Below are 16,783 nucleotides of genomic sequence, written 5' to 3' on the forward strand. Positions count from 1 at the left end.
GAGCTCCCTTTTTACATACATGCATACTTCCTATAAAGCCAACGATTTAACACCTGTGGTCCAAACGGTTTGAACCCAGTCCGATGTCGAATCATCTGATAGTTTTCTATATTCCCTACCACCACTTGAAATACTCGGATAAGTAATTATACTACCTGATTTTAGGCCCCCATATAGACCATTAAGTGAAGTCTTGGTCGGCGCTGACAGTGAAACATTAGTTAAATAACTTGTCACCTTGCCTAACATGTTGGACGGAGTAAAAACCGCTGGTTTCCCTTCGGTGATACAAACATACCTACTGGGTAGATTATTAGAGATGGTTGTGAGTTGTACTTCATCCCCAACAAAGTAACGCGGCGAACTCGCATTTACTGGTAGTGCGGCAATACTGTAATTGTTATTTTTTGTAATTCTATCAAACAAACTTTCAATACTCTCACCTTGCCCAAGGGAATTCTCTATTTCAAAAAGTCCCAGTGCTTTCCAGTCAGACGCTACTGAGGACCATAACATATTTCCAATAAATATCTTGACTTTCGCTGCTCTCTCTGGGGGAGAAGAAAATGCCACATGATTCAAAAATGGAGTTCTTGAATTCGTTTGCCCCCTGTTAATAGATATTTTATCGGTTTCAATCAGTGTGTTTAAGCTATCATAATAAACAATTTGCAAATTTTGACTAATCCAAGCGGCCTCAGAGGGTATGATAGCTCTACTATTAGCAATTATCATTAACTTTTTCCCTCCCGATATGTTAATAAAATTTCGCGATTGAATAATAAACTGCTGAGCTACGTTAAGGTAATTTATTCTTGTATAAATTCCGTCAGAGTCCTTAATTCTGTCAACATTGAAATTAGCGGCAGTATGCGTGGTCCAGAACGTATTTGCCCCATTATGCATTACATCAACTATGCTTGGATCCTCTATCAGGTTATTTGACGCTCTAACATTAATGTTTAGTGCACCGGCATAATTAGCGACCTTTGATTCCTGTAGCACATCATCAATTGTGCAGTTATGAAAATTTGCCTCTGCTCCATCATAAACAAGCATCTTTGCTTTAACTCCAAGAAAGTTGATGTTCCGATTACCATAAGCAACGAAACTACTTTCTAGTAAATTGATTTGGCGATAGACGCCCCCAATTACAGTTAAGCCTCTGACTCCTGGAGATACATTAGGTTCTACATTCAGATGAATTCCATTTGGGTCAATATTGTTTACCGGATTTATAACTGTAACATCTTCACTGCCTTCTAAAATTGCTATGTCTGATTGGCTATTCCCTCCAAAATAGCAATTGTCGATCCTAACATTTTTACTATTCTTAATATAGAGTCCCCAAGAGTTTATTTTACTTGGATTTTTAAAATTGATAAAACCACAATTCTCAATAGACACATTAGTTACATTGCTTATATCGGCTCTTGAATTTTCTAAATCGGCCTCAGTAGACTGAAATTTGATATTTTTCAAAATAGTGTTATTCCCGAATTGAAGAAAGACAGGAGTATTGACAAATTTGAAATAGATAGCTGTACCAACCTCACCGCTAATGGTCGAGTTGTTAACAGGAGGAAAAACACCAAAACTGTAATTACCTTTAGGAAAAAAGATATTCTTATATCCTTTATTTACTATACTGTATTGAAAGGTATCATACCAAGGTGATCCAGTCTTAGAAGTAGTGTCATAATCTGGTACAATACCAAACCAAGCTACATTGACCGCTCCGCTATACTGTCTTTTATATCGGCGAGTACCTGTTACTAAATATATTGCTGAATCGTCGGTGGATAGACTATCCTGAGGTTGATATAAAAATATCCCACTTCTGGGTCCTTCCGTGATATACACTACCTTTGCCGTATCTGCGAGACCAACTCTCAACTGAGCCATAGTCATGTAAGGAACATACGCAGGTGCTGGTGATAACATAATCCTTGCCGCGGGATCATTTGCCGCAATGTCTCCACCTTCTTTTAGTGTAAATGAAAGCCTTCCAACCTCAACAAATGTACTTTGATTGTCCGAATTTTTGTGGCTTCTCAATAGCTGGAATGTTCCATTGTCAGAGGAAGAAACAAACTTGCCTCGAACGGTATACGTTGCTGTTGGCTTTGACTTTGTCAGTTCAGCCCCGGTAAAATCATGGAAGTCACCACCTGTTTGCACGAAACCCTCCGGCACAATCAGCTTCAGCTTGAATGAATTAGACCCTTCAAAAACAAAAGCAACACTGGAAGGAATGTTCAAATACTTAGCAGAGATTTTGATTTCGAATTCTTCATTTAACGACACTTGTGTGGCGGTTGTTCCGATGGAGAACCGAATGGGATCAATTTTTGGATTGGCGAATGAATGTACTTGTATCATAAGCACATAAGCCAGACCCATAATAAATGAGGTAAACTGTTTTCTGTTCATATTGTAGAGGTTTAATTAATTCATGAAAATATGCAATTAAACCTAAAGTCCATAGTCTTAGTTTAAACTGGATACATTTAGTGAGCAGTACCGAAACAAACCCTAATACCGGTGTAACAATATGGGAAATTACAGATGCAATAATTTAGGGTAATCTCAAATTACCAAATGATGTTTCTGCACTGTTTATGCAGAAAAACAAAACAGCCTGTAAATTGTTAATTTACAGGCTGTTAAATAATTCAAACGTGACCAAAAGGAGATTCGAACTCCCACACCCGTAAGGGCACTACCCCCTCAAAGTAGCGTGTCTACCAATTCCACCACCTGGCCATAGACTTTTTTGTACTTCGACTGAGCTATTGCTCAATGAGGATGCAAAAATACAATTAAAATAATACGTTGCAACCCCGGCAGGACGGTTTTGCAACTGGTTCTGCGAATATTTCTGGCGGTATTGATTTAAGTATTTGGATATGAACGCTAAACAGATTACCCGCTCTGCGATATTTTTTCTGACGATTTCCAGGTCGTGTGTCGCCTTTCGATGCGTTGGAAATCCTCTGGCACGATATATGCGTATATGCAACTATCTCACAGTGGGATATACGTTATCAAAATTTAAAAAAACTCTCAACGAATTAAAACTTAGCATTCTATAACATGAACTTATTATTACACTAAAATGAAAGATCTGCCACTCACCGTAAAAAGATCCATTGAATTACTTGGACTAGTATTGCTCGGTACGCTGTTAGTTATTGGGAATGATATCATTATGCCAGTAATTATGGCATTTTTCATCAGCATTGTATTACTACCGGTCTTTCGGTTTCTAAAAAAACACAGGTTTCCGGAAGTGCTGGCGATCGTTTTGCCCATTCTTTTACTGGCCATCATTCTGGCCGGGATTCTTTGGTTTTTTTCATCCCAGGTCAGTGTACTCGTAGCTGATTTTCCCCAGATCAAGAATAATGTCAATATTCACCTGAAAGCTTTAAGTGATTGGGTGTCGACCATCAGCCATTATTCCACCAAGGAACAGGTAGATTTTATCAATAAAAATACCAATGAGCTGGTGAGCTTTGCTGGGAAACGTGTCAGTGGTGCAGCCCTCACGCTTAGCTCACTGTTTGTATTTGTTGGCTTACTGCCTATTTACATTTACCTGATGCTTTTTTATAAGGACATAATTCTCCGGTTTATATTTATGTGGTTCACTCCCGATCACCATCCGAAAGTGAAAGAAGCGATCTATGAATCAGAAGAAATAATCAAGAATTATCTGGTTGGTTTGCTGATTCAGGTTACCTATATGACCATTCTATTAGGTGGGATTCTGATGGCAATCGGTATCAAGCACGCCTTACTGATCGGCGTCATTTTCGCCTTCCTCAACCTGATTCCTTACATCGGAGCGCTCATTGGAAATATCGTGGGTGTTTTGCTAACGCTCACATCTTCAACCGAACTGTGGCCGGTTGTTACTGTGTTGTTGGTAATTGCTGCTGTTCAATTCCTGGATAATAACATACTGATGCCCCGGATTGTAGGTTCCAAAGTGAAGATAAACGCACTCTTTGCAATTCTCGGAGTCATCATCGGTGGGAATATTGCCGGTGTATCGGGAATGTTCCTTTCCATGCCGATTATTGCTGTATTGAAAGTTATTTTCGACAGAACCGATATGTTCAAACAATGGGGTGTTCTGCTCGGTGATGCCCGTCCGCAACGCAGCCCTATGCAATTCCCGGCGTTTCGTAAGAAAAGGGGAGTGGAGTCGAAGCCAGGTGTAGAGAAAGGTTGATTATCAATGGTCAGGAGTAAATTAGCGAATGCTCCTGACTATATAATCTGGCCATAATAGATTTAAAGACCCAACAATTTAAACCGTTACAATATCGAAATCTGGTTTCTATTGTTTCAATTTACCAGTCATTTGTGCCATAATCTGCTCGATTCTTTTCTTTCTGGTTTCGGGTCTTTTGGCAAGGACAAGGGATTGCAAAATGATTTTTTTAGCCGACTTGCTTAATCCGGAGAAGTACTCCTGCGAACCGGGTATTAGTGCAAATTCCTTTTCCAGATCTTCCGGTATTACCAATTCCTCAACCTGATTCATAATTGTCCACGAACCATTTCGTTTTGCCCTCTCAACGCTTTCCAGCCCTGCCGGTAGCATCAGTCCATTGAGAATAAGCTTTTCAATCTTTTCCTTGTTGATTTTCGACCAGATACTGGTCGGCTTTCGCCGACTGAAAAATTGCATAAATCTGTCGTCGTCAAGCGGCTTTTTTATGCTGTCGATCCACCCGAAACACAGTGCCTCATCCACCGCATCGCTCCACGTCAAGGTTGGTTGGCCTGATTTCCTTTTATAATAAACAAGCCACACAGAATCGATTGTAGTGTGATTCTCCTCCAACCACATTCTCCATTCATTCCTGTTACCCGGGCAAATTGTTTGTGGCTGCTCTCTATGCATTTAGAAATTGTAAGGTGTTTTGCAATTCATAAAAATCATAAAAACAAATGACTTTTATGCTTCAAACCTGAGTTCAATATTCTTATGATCTTCAAAAATCTCTATGATGATTTGATAAAGCGTTTGTCCGGTGCCCTTTCTAAGTTCTTCAAGCTTGTCTTTAAAAAGCTTCACATTGTAAGGAAGCCCCTTGTCAACCTTCATTTGATAGTTATTCACCGTCTCCTCAGTTCCTAAATCCAATGTACTTTTTACTGAATTTTTCCAGATCACCAGAACTTGTTCACCAGGCTCAAAAACTCCAAATCCACCATATAGGATGTCATTCAGGGCGTCAAGGCTATGACCCAGTCGCCACTCAATTCCACTCATAAACAGGTTATTTATCTCTTCATAAAAACCAGCCAAATCGTCAAATTTATTACCGTCAATAACAATTGTTTTTTTGGTCATACAAGAAATTTCAAACGTGTCCTTTTACATAAAAAAATCATTCGTATGTGCAGCAATGATTTTTTCCAATTCCTGTACCTCTGTTTTTGAAAGTAGTTTCATGGCGTTCAGGCTATTTTTTAAATTTTTAACCTCATCCTCACCGACAATGAACGACATTGCGGACAATTGGTCTGCAATAACGGGATTAGATATCATTAGAGTGATTATAACCGGATTTTGGTTTAGCCATTCCTCGCCTTTTGCCGAGCTGGTATCTGGTGTAAAAATTTGTAAGAAGTCGTAGTAAGGCTCCGGGAATCTGAATACAAGTACCGGGATTTGAGTACGATAATCCAGCCTGAACTTAATCTTTTCTCCACTAGCAAGTACATCGTTTTTGAAGTTTGTACTCTTCAAAATGACGTTCAGAGATTCCGGAGTTGGCTGTAATCTGGCAACGTCAGGTAAGTGCGGGGGCATGAGTCGTTTTGTATTTTACGGTTTATTCGCAAATGTGGGAAATTCGAAGGATTTCTTACAACTCATTTTTTACGCGTGCACGCCAATGCCCACCAAACCAGTGCTGGTTGAAAGAAAAGCCTGACAAATCTTTTGGTATCGGTATCCAATCCAAATGCATTTTTATGATTAACGAACTGCGAGATGTTACCGGGGAAGACGGCTGTAAAAAATGCGGCGGCTGTTTTGCCGACTTCTTGCCTATATCTTTTGGGAGTTGCAACCAGTGCAGTCCCCAGAGCGATTTCAACGATCCCTGAGTAAACTACCACATCATCTTTTTTAAAAGGAACAAAATCTGGCACCTGGGCCTGAAATGCTTTTCTGCCTGATGTAAGATGGCTCACACCGGCAAATATCAGTGCAGCTCCCAAAAGCATCCTACCGGTGTTCCTTAAATTTTCCTCGTTCATGATTTTTACTTTTAAGGAGCACATACAAATATTATTCCTCGGTAAAAAAAATGAACTGGTGAGGAAAAAGGTAGCTTTCCGAACCCATTTGTAGAACAAAACAATAGAGCCAATGATGCACCAATATTTAAAATGCTAAGGCAAGGGGGTATATTTCCTTATAAAATACCTCCGATGACAATTGTAAAACTGCAATAAACGGCATCCTCCATACAAAGTAAATTTAACATGTATTGCTCTTTAGGTAACATCTCACATTCTTCACGCAAATAACAGTTTATGCTACGCAACATTCTTGTTTGTATTATTAGCATGTTCCCAATTATGGTTTCCGGACAAACAAAACCGTATAAAATTGTCGGGCAAATAAATGACGCAAAAGCGATCAAGGTCTTTCTGTTTGTCGCGGATATCATCACAAATACCAATATGACGGACTCCGCCGAAGTTGTTAATGGTCATTTTGAGTTTATCGGCAAAGTAGGTGCTCCATTAAAGGCTATACTTTTTGCTTACCATAACAATAGCAGACTTCACTTTTTCGTGGAACAGGGAACAACTATTGTAAACAGCGCAGATTCTCTGGATAATGCCCAAATAACCGCGGGTAGAATAAATAAAGATTTTGTCGAATTACGGAGGCTTACAGATGCGGTGGATGCCAGAAGACGAAAGGCAAGTGCACGGCATGAGGCAACATTGGCAAACTACCCGGAAAAAGAAAAGGATCAGGAGTTTATGGCTAAAAGAAATCTGGAAAGTGATTCTTTTGTTACTGAAAAGAACCGGATTTACGAAACATTCGCAAGGGATCGCACAAATAACATGGCTGCAATTTACGCTCTTGCGAGTGTTGCAGGAACAAAAACAGATGTGTATGCTATCAGACCGCAATTTGCTCGTATGAGCGAGTCCGTTAGAAAAAGCCCTTATGGGTTGATTTATGCGGAGAAACTCAGAATGTTAAGTAGATTAGTTATTGGCAATCAGGCTCCTGCCTTTACTCAACCGGACACAGCAGGCAATGCTGTTGCTTTAAAAGATTTCAAAGGCAAATACGTTCTGCTCGATTTTTGGGCAAGCTGGTGTAAACCATGCCGCGAGGAACATCCCAACCTGCTACGTGCTTACAATGAATTCAATACCAAAAACTTCACCATTCTGAGCGTTTCCCTGGATAGTCCTAATGCCAAATCAGCCTGGTTAAAGGCCATTGCGAAAGATGGATTGCTTTGGACACAGCTATCTGATCTGAAAGGATGGAAGAATGAAGCAGGTCAGTTGTACTCCGTAGAGGCAGTTCCCTCCAATTTCCTGATTGATCCGTATGGAAAAATCGTAGCTAAAGATTTGAGAGGAAATGAGTTGAATTTGAAACTGGCGGAGTTGTTGGGGAAGTAGGCATATTTCATTTTTTGCTGCACCCTGAGCGTAGTCAGATGTTTCCGTCCACGCCATACATTCCGTTAATAATATCTTTTCCACCTGATTCTACTGCACAATAAACTTTGGCTTATTATTTTGCGAAAACTGTGCACGAAACGCTGACACATACTGACCGTCCAAAGCCGCACAAATTCATGTCCGAAATCGAACAATTCTTGTCATCATAAAACCCAGGAAAGCGGCAATGAAGCTCCTGATGATTATTTTTAAATTCTGGCATGTATTTAATATACAGAAATAGATGATATACAAGTCTAAACATAAAATGCTGGCGCATGAGACGAAGCGACCTTGGAGAATTTGAGGAAATTGTGTTGTTGGCTGTGGCCGCGTTGTCACCGAAAGCCTATGCGGTGGTGATCGCGGAAGAGCTGGAAAAAGAGACCAGGAACCCGGTCAGCACCGGGGCAGTTCATGCTGCTTTGCAACGATTGGAAGATAAGGGGTATCTGGGTTCGTCATTTGGGGATGCAACACCCGAGCGTGGTGGCCGACGGAAAAGACTTTTTACAATAACGGCCCATGGAATGCGTGTTTTGAGCGAGGCAAGGGCTGTACGCAACAATCTATGGGATCGCATATTACCTGAGGTTATATCAAAAATCGGCCTGGATCTATCCTGAACAAATCTAACTCCGCTCTCATGTCATCAAGACAAAATATTCATTCTGAAACGCCGCAACCTCCAAAATGGCTGGATCGGATTGCTCATTGGATTTGCGCACCACATCTTCACGAAACTTTAATTGGCGATCTGCATGAACGGTATGCATTGCGTGTAAATCGTTTTGGTACGAAAAAAGCCGATGCATTTTACAGAAAGGAAGTACTGGGGATGATCAGGCCATCCATTATAAAAAGACAAAAATCGACGTATTCCTCTCCATCGTTTTTTCAATCTGATATGCTCGCAAATTACTTTAAAATCGGATCGCGCGTTTTGCTTAAAAACAAAGGTTACTCATTTATACATCTGGTAGGGCTCTCCATTGGCCTTTGGGCATGTATGATGGTGGCAACTGTGGTGATCGACAGTCTGTCGTATGACAAGCACTGGGCGAGGAGCAAAGATATTTATAGAATCATAACGATCGATAAAAGGGGTGAAGGCTTGTTCGAACGCAATGCATCTTCTATGACAAGCCTGCCACCAGAACTAAAAAAGAACTATCCGGAAGTAGAAGCTTACGCTGCGTTGTCACTTGGAACTGTTCATTTGAATTTGTCGAAAGGCGAAATTAATGGCATAAAGACAAATGTGCTTCATATGGACACGACGGCCTGGGAGATGCTGGATGTTAAAATTTTATCTGGCAACCCGCGTCAGATTCAGTGGGGTAGTAGTAATATCGTTATTTCAGAAACTTTTCGTGACAGATTTTTCAAAGGTAAAAACCCGGTTGGCACCATCGTTTACGACACGCCAAAGTATGGAGGACAGTCAAACCCCTACCTGATTTCCGGCGTCATGGAAGACTTACCATATAATTCACATCTTAGAGCCGATATTATCTGGTTACACAAAAACAGAGTGGAGCCGTTCGAACTGGATGGAATGGTGGGGTATTCTCAGAATTACATACTGATGAAGCCCGGAACGGATATGTCCAGTTTTTCTGCCAGGGTCAACAACTGGTTTGCCGAAATCTCAAAAGGTCCATTTAAACATACTTTTGAATTTCAGCCGATGCAGGAAATTTATTTACATTCCGATTTTGCACAGGGTCAGGATATCAGAGGCAATGCTCGGACGATCTATATTTTTGCAGGTGTGGCATTGATGCTTCTATTTATCGCTTGTGTCAATTTTGTTAACCTGAGTACTGCAAAGGGATTTTCAAGGTTGAAAGAAACAGGTGTTCGACGCATTTTGAGCGGCTCGCGTTCCCAGCTGATGACGCAGATCCTGACGGAAACTATCCTCATTTTTGGAGTTTCCTTGATAGCAGCTATTGTGATTTACTATTTTTCTATACAATCCGTTGAGACTTTTCTTGGACACAAACTGGTTCAGACTTTCACATCCAATATCCCGATGGCCGCTTATGGTTTCTGCGCCATTTTGCTCACCTGCTTGCTCACTGGTTTCTATCCGGCCTGGATGATTTCAGGGCTTAAACCCTCCGACACGATCCGCGGTGTACTTTCGTCATCGACCATTCGGCAAAATTGGTTACGTAAAGGATTGGTAGTCACACAGTTTTCTATTTCCATAATTGTGTTGCTAGTCACGATTGTGGTTCGGCAGCAACTTAGCTATATGGAGAACAAGGATTTGGGTTACAACCAAAACAATCTTCTAACCATCGGAAACGTGTCTTGGGAAGGAAAAAGTGATGCTTTTAAAAGTGAACTAAGCAGAATTCCGGGTGTGGTAAGTGCGAGCGTGACCCAATGGCTACCGACAGAAGGAGGCGGGTTTATGACCAGGGATGTGGAAGATCCGGCAAATTCCAAAAACAAGTTGAAAGTCTGGTACATATCAGGAGATGTTGACCTTCCAAAAACGCTTGGTTTGAAATTAAGAAAGGGGCGCCTTTTTGACTCAAAATATGGTTCCGATGCACCCAATGCCGATTCATTGCGTGATGCGAACCGGCAAAAGTATGAGGAAGAAACAATGCATCAGGCTTCCTTGCTTACTGAGTCAGCGGCAAAAATCCTGAGGGTTAATGAATTGGGGCAAGTGGTCAAAAATGCAAACACAGTTCCCGTTGGAATTGTTGGAAATTTTAACAACGAATCACTTTACGAACCGATCAAACCGACGATCATCATTGCCCAGCGTTCGGCAGAGTATGGAAGCATGCTGATCCGGACTGAGCCCGGAGCGCAAGCCAATGTTACAAACGCCATTCAAAAACTTTGGAAACAGTTCTATACCGCTAAACTGCTGGAAATTGATTCTGTGGAAGATTTACTTGCTAAACAATACGAGTCGGAAAGCAGACTGCAACAGTTGTTTGTATTTTTTAGCAGTTTGACTATGTTTTTATCCGCACTTGGCATCTTCGGTTTGGTAGTACAAGCGGCAGAACAGCGGGCAAAAGAGGTTGGAGTTCGCAAAGTCTTGGGTGCCTCAGTCGCAGGAATTGTGGCGCTATTGTCCCGTGATTTTGTAAAACTTGTCGGGCTGGCTATTGTAATTGCTTCACCCATTGCCTGGTTTGGTATAAATAAATGGCTCAACAATTATCCGTATCGAACAGAGGTGAATTGGTGGATATTTATACTTGCCGGTCTCACTTCTATATTTATTACCCTCATTACCGTTAGTTTTCAGGCGATCAAATCTGCCTTAACCAACCCTATAAACAGTTTGCGGAATGAGTAATTGCAGTCTGTAAACTGCCTGAAACATACGAACGTGTATGGTTTAACGGTTTCCAATTGACACCATCACAACATATAGGAATGTTTCAACTTTATTAGACTCACCGTTAACAACGGATCAAGATACCAATGTAGTCCATACATGTTCGTTTTCCCACGTCATTTAACACAAGTAAAGAATTGGCGATTGCTCTTAAACTGTGGATGCTGGCAATCCTATTGGGGATGATACGTGGAAAAATGCAACAACATAATAATCGGTTTGGGGAAGATTTATTGCTTACACGCTTGGAATGATTATTGTCATGAAGGTATATTATCACAATCCTTTATCTCGACTAAAAATGACAAAACCTCATACCGACCGCCCGGACCCCGATCAGCCTGGTAATATGCTAAGCCGTAGAACATTTTTTATTAATTCCGGGGTTGGCATGCTTTCAGCGGCGTTCCTTTCTTCATGCAACATTATTGATGACATTTTTCCCGGCAAAACTGAGAAGGACAAAACGCTGGCTTTCTTTGGTGACAGCCTCACAATTGGAGCCGGAGGCACCGCTCCATATGGGACGATTGTCGCTGCTGCATTATCCAACAGGCCGGTGCTGAGTGATGGAATTGTTGGTCAGGTGGCTTCCCGTATTGCTGTAAGGCAGGGAGGAGTACCGTTAACAATATCGATTGAAGGAGGTAAGCTGGACAGTATTAAACCCATCAGGATTACGAAGCTCAGTAATCTATTTCTATCGACTCCCACAAATAGCAATGAATACAGCAGGACTGGGTCGGTTAACGGCGTGCGATGCACGATCAGGAGGGTGGTTAATGGAGATGAGAGTGAAACATATACCATTGCTCCTGCAACAGTGAGTGTAATGGAAGTGCCTGCTGATACACCATTTATATTGGAAGACGCGGAACGGTTAAAAAGTGCGACGCAAATTTTATGGTATGGGAGAAACAATATCGGGAGCGGTAATGCAGAGACTGACATCATCGCAGCACTTGAAAGCTCGGTTGCCTACATTAATGCACCTGCAAGATATATCGTAGTGGGAGTGCTCATTTCTTCGGTAGAGGGGAAGGGGACCGCTAACTTCGCACAGGTAGCCTCGATCAACGAAAAACTTGCAGCGAAATACGGGAAGGCTTTTGTTGAGATGACTCCTCCAACCGAGTCGGAAATGGCAGAGATCGGTTATGTCCCCACCGAAAATGACATCAAAGATCTTGCAAATCTTAATTTTCCAAGAGGCATGCGTTCAGATGTCAACTCCGACGACATTCATTTGAATGACAAGGGTTACAAAATTGTAGCCAACCGGGTTATAGCGAAATTGAAAGAACTTAAATACTAAACTAGGGCGTACGAAAATCCGACGCAGTCTCATTGTATGGAAAAGCTCCATTTTTCAGCCTGCATCGGATCTTCGCTTTTTAAAGTGGCAGCAAGTTTCAGTTTAGAACGATACTTTCGATTTGTACATCACACCATTTTTGATAATGATTTTATCCAGCTTTTCTTCCGAAACCAGTGCTTCCAGCGTTTGAGCAGCGTCCTCACTTGAAATATCTGCTATTACGGCATATTCCTTCACAGTTAAAGTAGGATAGTAGTCAAAAATCGATAGTTCGGTAGACAGTTGCACCTGCTTTTTCTCAGCTTCGGGAAATACTCTAAGCAAAGAACTTTCAAAGACCTGATAAGGCTTAAAACCATACAGGGTGATTTGGTTGTCTTCCTGATCTGTAAAAAACAACGTAGGAAATCCCCGCACACCCAGTTTTCTCGCATAGGCCAGGTCGTCCTGAAACATTTCATTAGCCTTGCCTTCATAGTCATCTTTCAGTTGAAAAGTATCAAGCCCCACAGCAATAGCCGCTTCACGTATTACTTCCCAACGGGTAATGTTTTTCTTTTCCAGAAACAGCAGCTCCCTGAGCTTGCGCATGAACCTGACCGCTTTATCCGTATCCTGCAACTGTGCTGCTTTCACAGCAACCGAAGGCGGGTAAGAAGACGAGAGCGGATCTTCCAGCCATACGTCTCCGTCAATCGGCATATCGTAATGAGCACTCACTTCCTCCCAATGCGAGGCCACATCGCTTGGTTTACTTATACCGCCGCTATTGTAGCTCCAATCCGGCAACAATCCGCCCATGCGGTAATCGATTTCAAAATTGGAACCATATTCGAGTTTTAATTTCCGAAGCTGAGGTTCTATTCCCCAGCAGGTTGAACAGATCGGGTCTGTGAAATAAGTGATCTTCACAGGTTTCACTTTTGAGAAATCAGCCTGTGAGGAATCGGATTCATTCACTCCTGGTATCGCGCATACGCCACTATCTGTGTCGCACAGTAACGGATTTTTATTTTCTTCATTCATCTTACAACAAATTAATGTTTACGGTTGGCTACAAGGGTCCGGATGTTCAAACAAGTTTTAACAGATTAACTTCTGCCTTTTGAACCTTTAAGTCTGGCCGGTTGTAAATCTTTTTATATTGCAAAGGTCGGCAAGCGAAAGCGGTTAGTCAATTAGTCAGGAAAACATGACCATAATTAATATCATGGAAAACGAACCAGCGTGTCCTGCGGAGGGATTGCTTAAAATGTTGTCGGGTAAATGGAAACCACAAATATTCCGCCTTGCACTCGACGGCCCTGTTCGTTTCAATTCTCTTCTACGTCAAATCGAAGGTTCAAACAAGCAGTCTGTTGCTGTTGCACTTAAAGAAATGGAGGAACACGGGCTATTAGAAAAGGTGGTGGTTAAACTAAAACCGCTGCATATTGAATACAACCTATCCGAAAAAGGAAAATCTCTTATTTCTGTATTCCGGCAGTTGGAAAGCCTGATTTAGGTTTCAGCCAAATGGTTTATCTATTGTAGCATCTGATTAAACTGTTAACCAGCAACAGCTTGCCTTAGATTCGGGCATCGCTTTCAAAAAATTACACAGTCCAATAGATTCTGCCTATCCAAATATAGAATTAATCGATTATGATTATTTTTCTCAATAATATAACTTTAACAAACTGTACGGAATAGCCGTAGGGAAAGAGTTGATTAAATCATGAACTAATAAAAATGGGAAACGAATCAAACGACATTAGCCAATGCCCTTTTCACAATGGCACTCTGAACCAGAATGAAGCTCCAAAATCACATGTTGGTGGCGACGGTACAAGAAACCGTGACTGGTGGCCAAATCAGTTGAAACTGAATATTCTTCGTCAGCATTCCTCGCTGTCGAATCCGATGGACGGAGAATTTAATTATGCAGAAGCTTTCAAAAGTCTGGATCTGGAAGCGGTGAAGCAGGATCTTCATGCGCTAATGACAGATTCACAAGACTGGTGGCCTGCGGATTTTGGCCATTATGGACCTTTGTTCATTCGTATGGCATGGCACAGCGCCGGTACCTATCGTGTAGGTGACGGTCGTGGTGGTGCAGGTGGCGGACAGCAACGTTTTGCTCCATTGAACAGCTGGCCTGACAACGTGAGTCTTGACAAAGCACGCAGATTGCTTTGGCCTATCAAACAAAAATATGGTAACAAAATCTCATGGGCTGATTTGCTGATTCTTACGGGCAACATTGCGTTGGAATCAATGGGTTTCAAAACTTTTGGGTTTGCTGGCGGACGTGCCGACGTGTGGGAGCCGGATGAAGACGTGTATTGGGGATCTGAAACGACCTGGTTGGGTAATGACGTGCGTTATGCAGACGGTTCGTCTGGTGTTGCAGGAGAGGGTGTAGTTTCATCCGATGAAGATCCGGGACGAAACATTCATTCACGCAACCTGGAAAAACCGCTTGGAGCGGCACACATGGGTCTGATTTATGTGAACCCGGAAGGACCAGACGGGAACCCGGATCCGATTGCTTCGGCAAGAGATATTCGTGAGACGTTTGGCCGTATGGCGATGAATGACGAGGAAACCGTTGCGCTGATCGCCGGTGGACATAGCTTTGGTAAAACCCACGGTGCTTCTACTTCCGAGCATGTAGGCAAAGAGCCGGAAGCCGCTGATCTGGAATCTCAGGGACTTGGATGGAGCAACAGCTTTGGTACAGGTGCCGGGCCACACGCCATTACAAGTGGATTGGAAGTAACTTGGACTACAACGCCGACGCAATGGAGTAATAACTTCTTCGAAAACCTGTTTGCTTTCGAATGGGAATTGACCAAAAGCCCGGGTGGAGCACATCAATGGGTTGCAAAAGATGCCGGCGATATTATTCCTGATGCATTTGACAGCAACAAAAAACAAGCACCAACGATGCTAACAACGGATTTGTCGTTGAGATTTGATCCGGCTTATGAGAAAATATCAAGACATTTCCTGGAAAATCCGTCGGCATTTGCAGACGCTTTTGCTCGTGCATGGTTCAAACTAACGCACCGTGACATGGGTCCACGTGACCGCTATTTGGGCCCGGACGTTCCGGCAGAAGTGTTGATCTGGCAGGATCCGATTCCTGCAGTAGATCATGAATTGATACAGGATTTTGATGTTACCAATCTGAAAGCAAAAGTATTGGCTTCCGGATTGAGTGTGTCTGAACTGGTATCGACAGCCTGGGCTTCGGCAAGTACATTCCGTGGTTCTGACAAACGCGGTGGTGCAAACGGCGCTCGCATTCGACTTTCTCCACAAAAAGATTGGAAGGTAAACAATCCGGCTCAGTTGCAAAAAGTACTAGACGTGTTGGAAGGAATTAAGAAGGAATTCGATCAGGCAGGAGCTAAAAAAGTTTCAATAGCCGATTTGATTGTTATTGCCGGAAATGCAGGAGTAGAAAAAGCAGCCACCGATGCAGGACAAACGATCAGTGTTCCTTTTTCGCCGGGTCGTATGGATGCATTGCAGGAACAAACAGATGTTGAATCAGTTGGTTACCTGGAACCAGCAGCTGACGGTTTCCGCAACTACCGCAAGACCAGATACAACGTATCTACCGAAGAGTTACTAATCGACAAGGCTCAATTGCTGACGCTTTCGTCTCCGGAACTTACTGTACTGGTTGGCGGATTACGGGCTCTGAATACGAATTTTGATGGTTCGGCACATGGTATTTTCACAACTCGTCCGGGTCAGCTAACCAACGATTTCTTCGTGAATCTCCTGGATATGAGAACATCCTGGAAAGCAATGTCGGAAGACAAAGAAACATATCTTGGAAGCGACCGCACAACCGGCCAGCCAAAATGGACAGCTTCACGTGCTGATCTCGTTTTCGGTTCCAACTCAGAATTAAGAGCAATTGCCGAAGTATATGCAAGTTCCGATGCACAAGGCAAGTTTGTAAAGGATTTTGTATCTGCCTGGACCAAGGTTATGAATCTGGATCGTTTTGATTTAGCTTAAATTTTTTTTAATATTTTTTTGTAACGGGCATCTTGAGTAAATTCAAGGTGCCTGTTTTTTTAAAGAAATTAAATCATTTGTTATAAATAATAATCGCGGTGGCGCTGTAACTAAGCTATTGGTTTATTTGGCCAGAGGATAATTAAAGCTTTCAGTGCTCTTACTTTTTTCTTGACAAAAAAGTAACAAAAAGTCAAGGCAAAAAAATGCTTCTGCGCGCTTCTCCTACGCACTCCCCGCTTTTTTGCCGCGACCACCGCACACATAGTGCTAGACGCTACTTTGGAAGCTTAAGATAATTGTAACGTAAGTGCGTATTTAGAAGCTTTTGTTAGTAATGT

13 protein-coding genes and 1 tRNA gene are annotated in these 16,783 nt (G+C 42.2%); 7 read left to right on the forward strand and 7 right to left on the reverse strand.

What is annotated here, in order from left to right; genetic code table 11:
- Positions 1 to 30: 30 nt before the first annotated feature.
- Positions 31 to 2,433, reverse strand: a complete 2,403-nt coding sequence (locus LZG71_RS01400; RefSeq protein WP_233816279.1) for a hypothetical protein — start codon at positions 2,431 to 2,433, stop codon at positions 31 to 33.
- A 249-nt stretch (positions 2,434 to 2,682) separates the two neighbouring features.
- A tRNA-Leu gene (locus LZG71_RS01405) sits at positions 2,683 to 2,766 on the reverse strand.
- Between the two features lie 352 nt (positions 2,767 to 3,118).
- On the opposite strand from LZG71_RS01405, the gene LZG71_RS01410 reads away from it, so the two are divergent.
- A complete protein-coding gene (locus LZG71_RS01410) occupies positions 3,119 to 4,240 on the forward strand; it encodes an AI-2E family transporter (protein ID WP_233816280.1) in 1,122 nt (373 codons plus the stop codon).
- Positions 4,241 to 4,348: 108 nt separating this feature from the next.
- On the opposite strand, the gene LZG71_RS01415 is transcribed toward LZG71_RS01410, so the two are convergent.
- The 4 genes from LZG71_RS01415 to LZG71_RS01430 form a co-directional block, all read right to left on the reverse strand.
- A complete protein-coding gene (locus LZG71_RS01415) occupies positions 4,349 to 4,918 on the reverse strand; it encodes a YdeI family protein (protein ID WP_233816281.1) in 570 nt (189 codons plus the stop codon).
- A gap of 54 nt (positions 4,919 to 4,972) precedes the next feature.
- A complete protein-coding gene (locus LZG71_RS01420; RefSeq protein WP_233816282.1) occupies positions 4,973 to 5,371 on the reverse strand; it encodes a ribonuclease inhibitor in 399 nt (132 codons plus the stop codon).
- 24 nt (positions 5,372 to 5,395) lie between these two features.
- The gene (locus LZG71_RS01425) at positions 5,396 to 5,833 is read right to left on the reverse strand and encodes a hypothetical protein (RefSeq protein ID WP_233816284.1); all 438 of its coding nucleotides are present in this window, start codon (positions 5,831 to 5,833) and stop codon (positions 5,396 to 5,398) included.
- A gap of 62 nt (positions 5,834 to 5,895) precedes the next feature.
- Complete coding sequence (locus LZG71_RS01430) at positions 5,896 to 6,285, reverse strand: hypothetical protein (RefSeq protein WP_233816286.1); 390 nt, start codon at positions 6,283 to 6,285, stop codon at positions 5,896 to 5,898.
- A 279-nt stretch (positions 6,286 to 6,564) separates the two neighbouring features.
- Here LZG71_RS01430 and LZG71_RS01435 point away from each other — a divergent pair, with 279 nt between their 5' ends.
- From LZG71_RS01435 to LZG71_RS01450, 4 genes are all read left to right on the forward strand, one after another.
- Positions 6,565 to 7,686, forward strand: a complete 1,122-nt coding sequence (locus tag LZG71_RS01435; RefSeq protein ID WP_233816288.1) for a TlpA disulfide reductase family protein — start codon at positions 6,565 to 6,567, stop codon at positions 7,684 to 7,686.
- A gap of 320 nt (positions 7,687 to 8,006) precedes the next feature.
- Positions 8,007 to 8,354, forward strand: coding sequence for a PadR family transcriptional regulator (locus LZG71_RS01440; protein ID WP_233816289.1), 348 nt, complete (start codon positions 8,007 to 8,009; stop codon positions 8,352 to 8,354).
- A 20-nt stretch (positions 8,355 to 8,374) separates the two neighbouring features.
- Positions 8,375 to 11,065: an ABC transporter permease gene (locus LZG71_RS01445; RefSeq protein ID WP_233816290.1), complete on the forward strand. Its 2,691-nt coding sequence runs from the start codon at positions 8,375 to 8,377 to the stop codon at positions 11,063 to 11,065.
- A gap of 343 nt (positions 11,066 to 11,408) precedes the next feature.
- Complete coding sequence (locus LZG71_RS01450) at positions 11,409 to 12,422, forward strand: SGNH/GDSL hydrolase family protein (RefSeq protein ID WP_233816291.1); 1,014 nt, start codon at positions 11,409 to 11,411, stop codon at positions 12,420 to 12,422.
- A 102-nt stretch (positions 12,423 to 12,524) separates the two neighbouring features.
- Here LZG71_RS01450 and LZG71_RS01455 read toward each other — a convergent pair whose 3' ends face one another.
- Positions 12,525 to 13,451, reverse strand: a complete 927-nt coding sequence (locus LZG71_RS01455) for a ClpXP adapter SpxH family protein (RefSeq protein ID WP_233816292.1) — start codon at positions 13,449 to 13,451, stop codon at positions 12,525 to 12,527.
- Positions 13,452 to 13,635: 184 nt separating this feature from the next.
- Here LZG71_RS01455 and LZG71_RS01460 point away from each other — a divergent pair, with 184 nt between their 5' ends.
- Both LZG71_RS01460 and katG read left to right on the forward strand, forming a co-directional pair.
- Complete coding sequence (locus LZG71_RS01460; RefSeq protein ID WP_233816293.1) at positions 13,636 to 13,929, forward strand: helix-turn-helix domain-containing protein; 294 nt, start codon at positions 13,636 to 13,638, stop codon at positions 13,927 to 13,929.
- 227 nt (positions 13,930 to 14,156) lie between these two features.
- Entirely contained in the window at positions 14,157 to 16,442 is a 2,286-nt protein-coding gene (gene katG, locus LZG71_RS01465; RefSeq protein ID WP_233816294.1) for a catalase/peroxidase HPI, read from the forward strand.
- Positions 16,443 to 16,783 lie beyond the last annotated feature (341 nt).

Origin of the sequence: Dyadobacter sp. CY312 (assembly GCF_021390535.1) — a bacterium.
Taxonomy (GTDB): Bacteria; Bacteroidota; Bacteroidia; order Cytophagales; family Spirosomataceae; genus Dyadobacter.

What these genes read in the sequence shown, in the direction of transcription:
- LZG71_RS01400 (WP_233816279.1), bottom strand. Translation starts at nt 2,433, where the DNA reads ATGAACAGAAAACAGTTTACCTCATTTATTATGGGTCTGGCTTATGTG.
- LZG71_RS01410 (WP_233816280.1), top strand. Translation starts at nt 3,119, where the DNA reads ATGAAAGATCTGCCACTCACCGTAAAAAGATCCATTGAATTACTTGGA.
- LZG71_RS01415 (WP_233816281.1), bottom strand. Translation starts at nt 4,918, where the DNA reads ATGCATAGAGAGCAGCCACAAACAATTTGCCCGGGTAACAGGAATGAA.
- LZG71_RS01420 (WP_233816282.1), bottom strand. Translation starts at nt 5,371, where the DNA reads ATGACCAAAAAAACAATTGTTATTGACGGTAATAAATTTGACGATTTG.
- LZG71_RS01425 (WP_233816284.1), bottom strand. Translation starts at nt 5,833, where the DNA reads ATGCCCCCGCACTTACCTGACGTTGCCAGATTACAGCCAACTCCGGAA.
- LZG71_RS01430 (WP_233816286.1), bottom strand. Translation starts at nt 6,285, where the DNA reads ATGAACGAGGAAAATTTAAGGAACACCGGTAGGATGCTTTTGGGAGCT.
- LZG71_RS01435 (WP_233816288.1), top strand. Translation starts at nt 6,565, where the DNA reads ATGCTACGCAACATTCTTGTTTGTATTATTAGCATGTTCCCAATTATG.
- LZG71_RS01440 (WP_233816289.1), top strand. Translation starts at nt 8,007, where the DNA reads ATGAGACGAAGCGACCTTGGAGAATTTGAGGAAATTGTGTTGTTGGCT.
- LZG71_RS01445 (WP_233816290.1), top strand. Translation starts at nt 8,375, where the DNA reads ATGTCATCAAGACAAAATATTCATTCTGAAACGCCGCAACCTCCAAAA.
- LZG71_RS01450 (WP_233816291.1), top strand. Translation starts at nt 11,409, where the DNA reads ATGACAAAACCTCATACCGACCGCCCGGACCCCGATCAGCCTGGTAAT.
- LZG71_RS01455 (WP_233816292.1), bottom strand. Translation starts at nt 13,451, where the DNA reads ATGAATGAAGAAAATAAAAATCCGTTACTGTGCGACACAGATAGTGGC.
- LZG71_RS01460 (WP_233816293.1), top strand. Translation starts at nt 13,636, where the DNA reads ATGGAAAACGAACCAGCGTGTCCTGCGGAGGGATTGCTTAAAATGTTG.
- katG (WP_233816294.1), top strand. Translation starts at nt 14,157, where the DNA reads ATGGGAAACGAATCAAACGACATTAGCCAATGCCCTTTTCACAATGGC.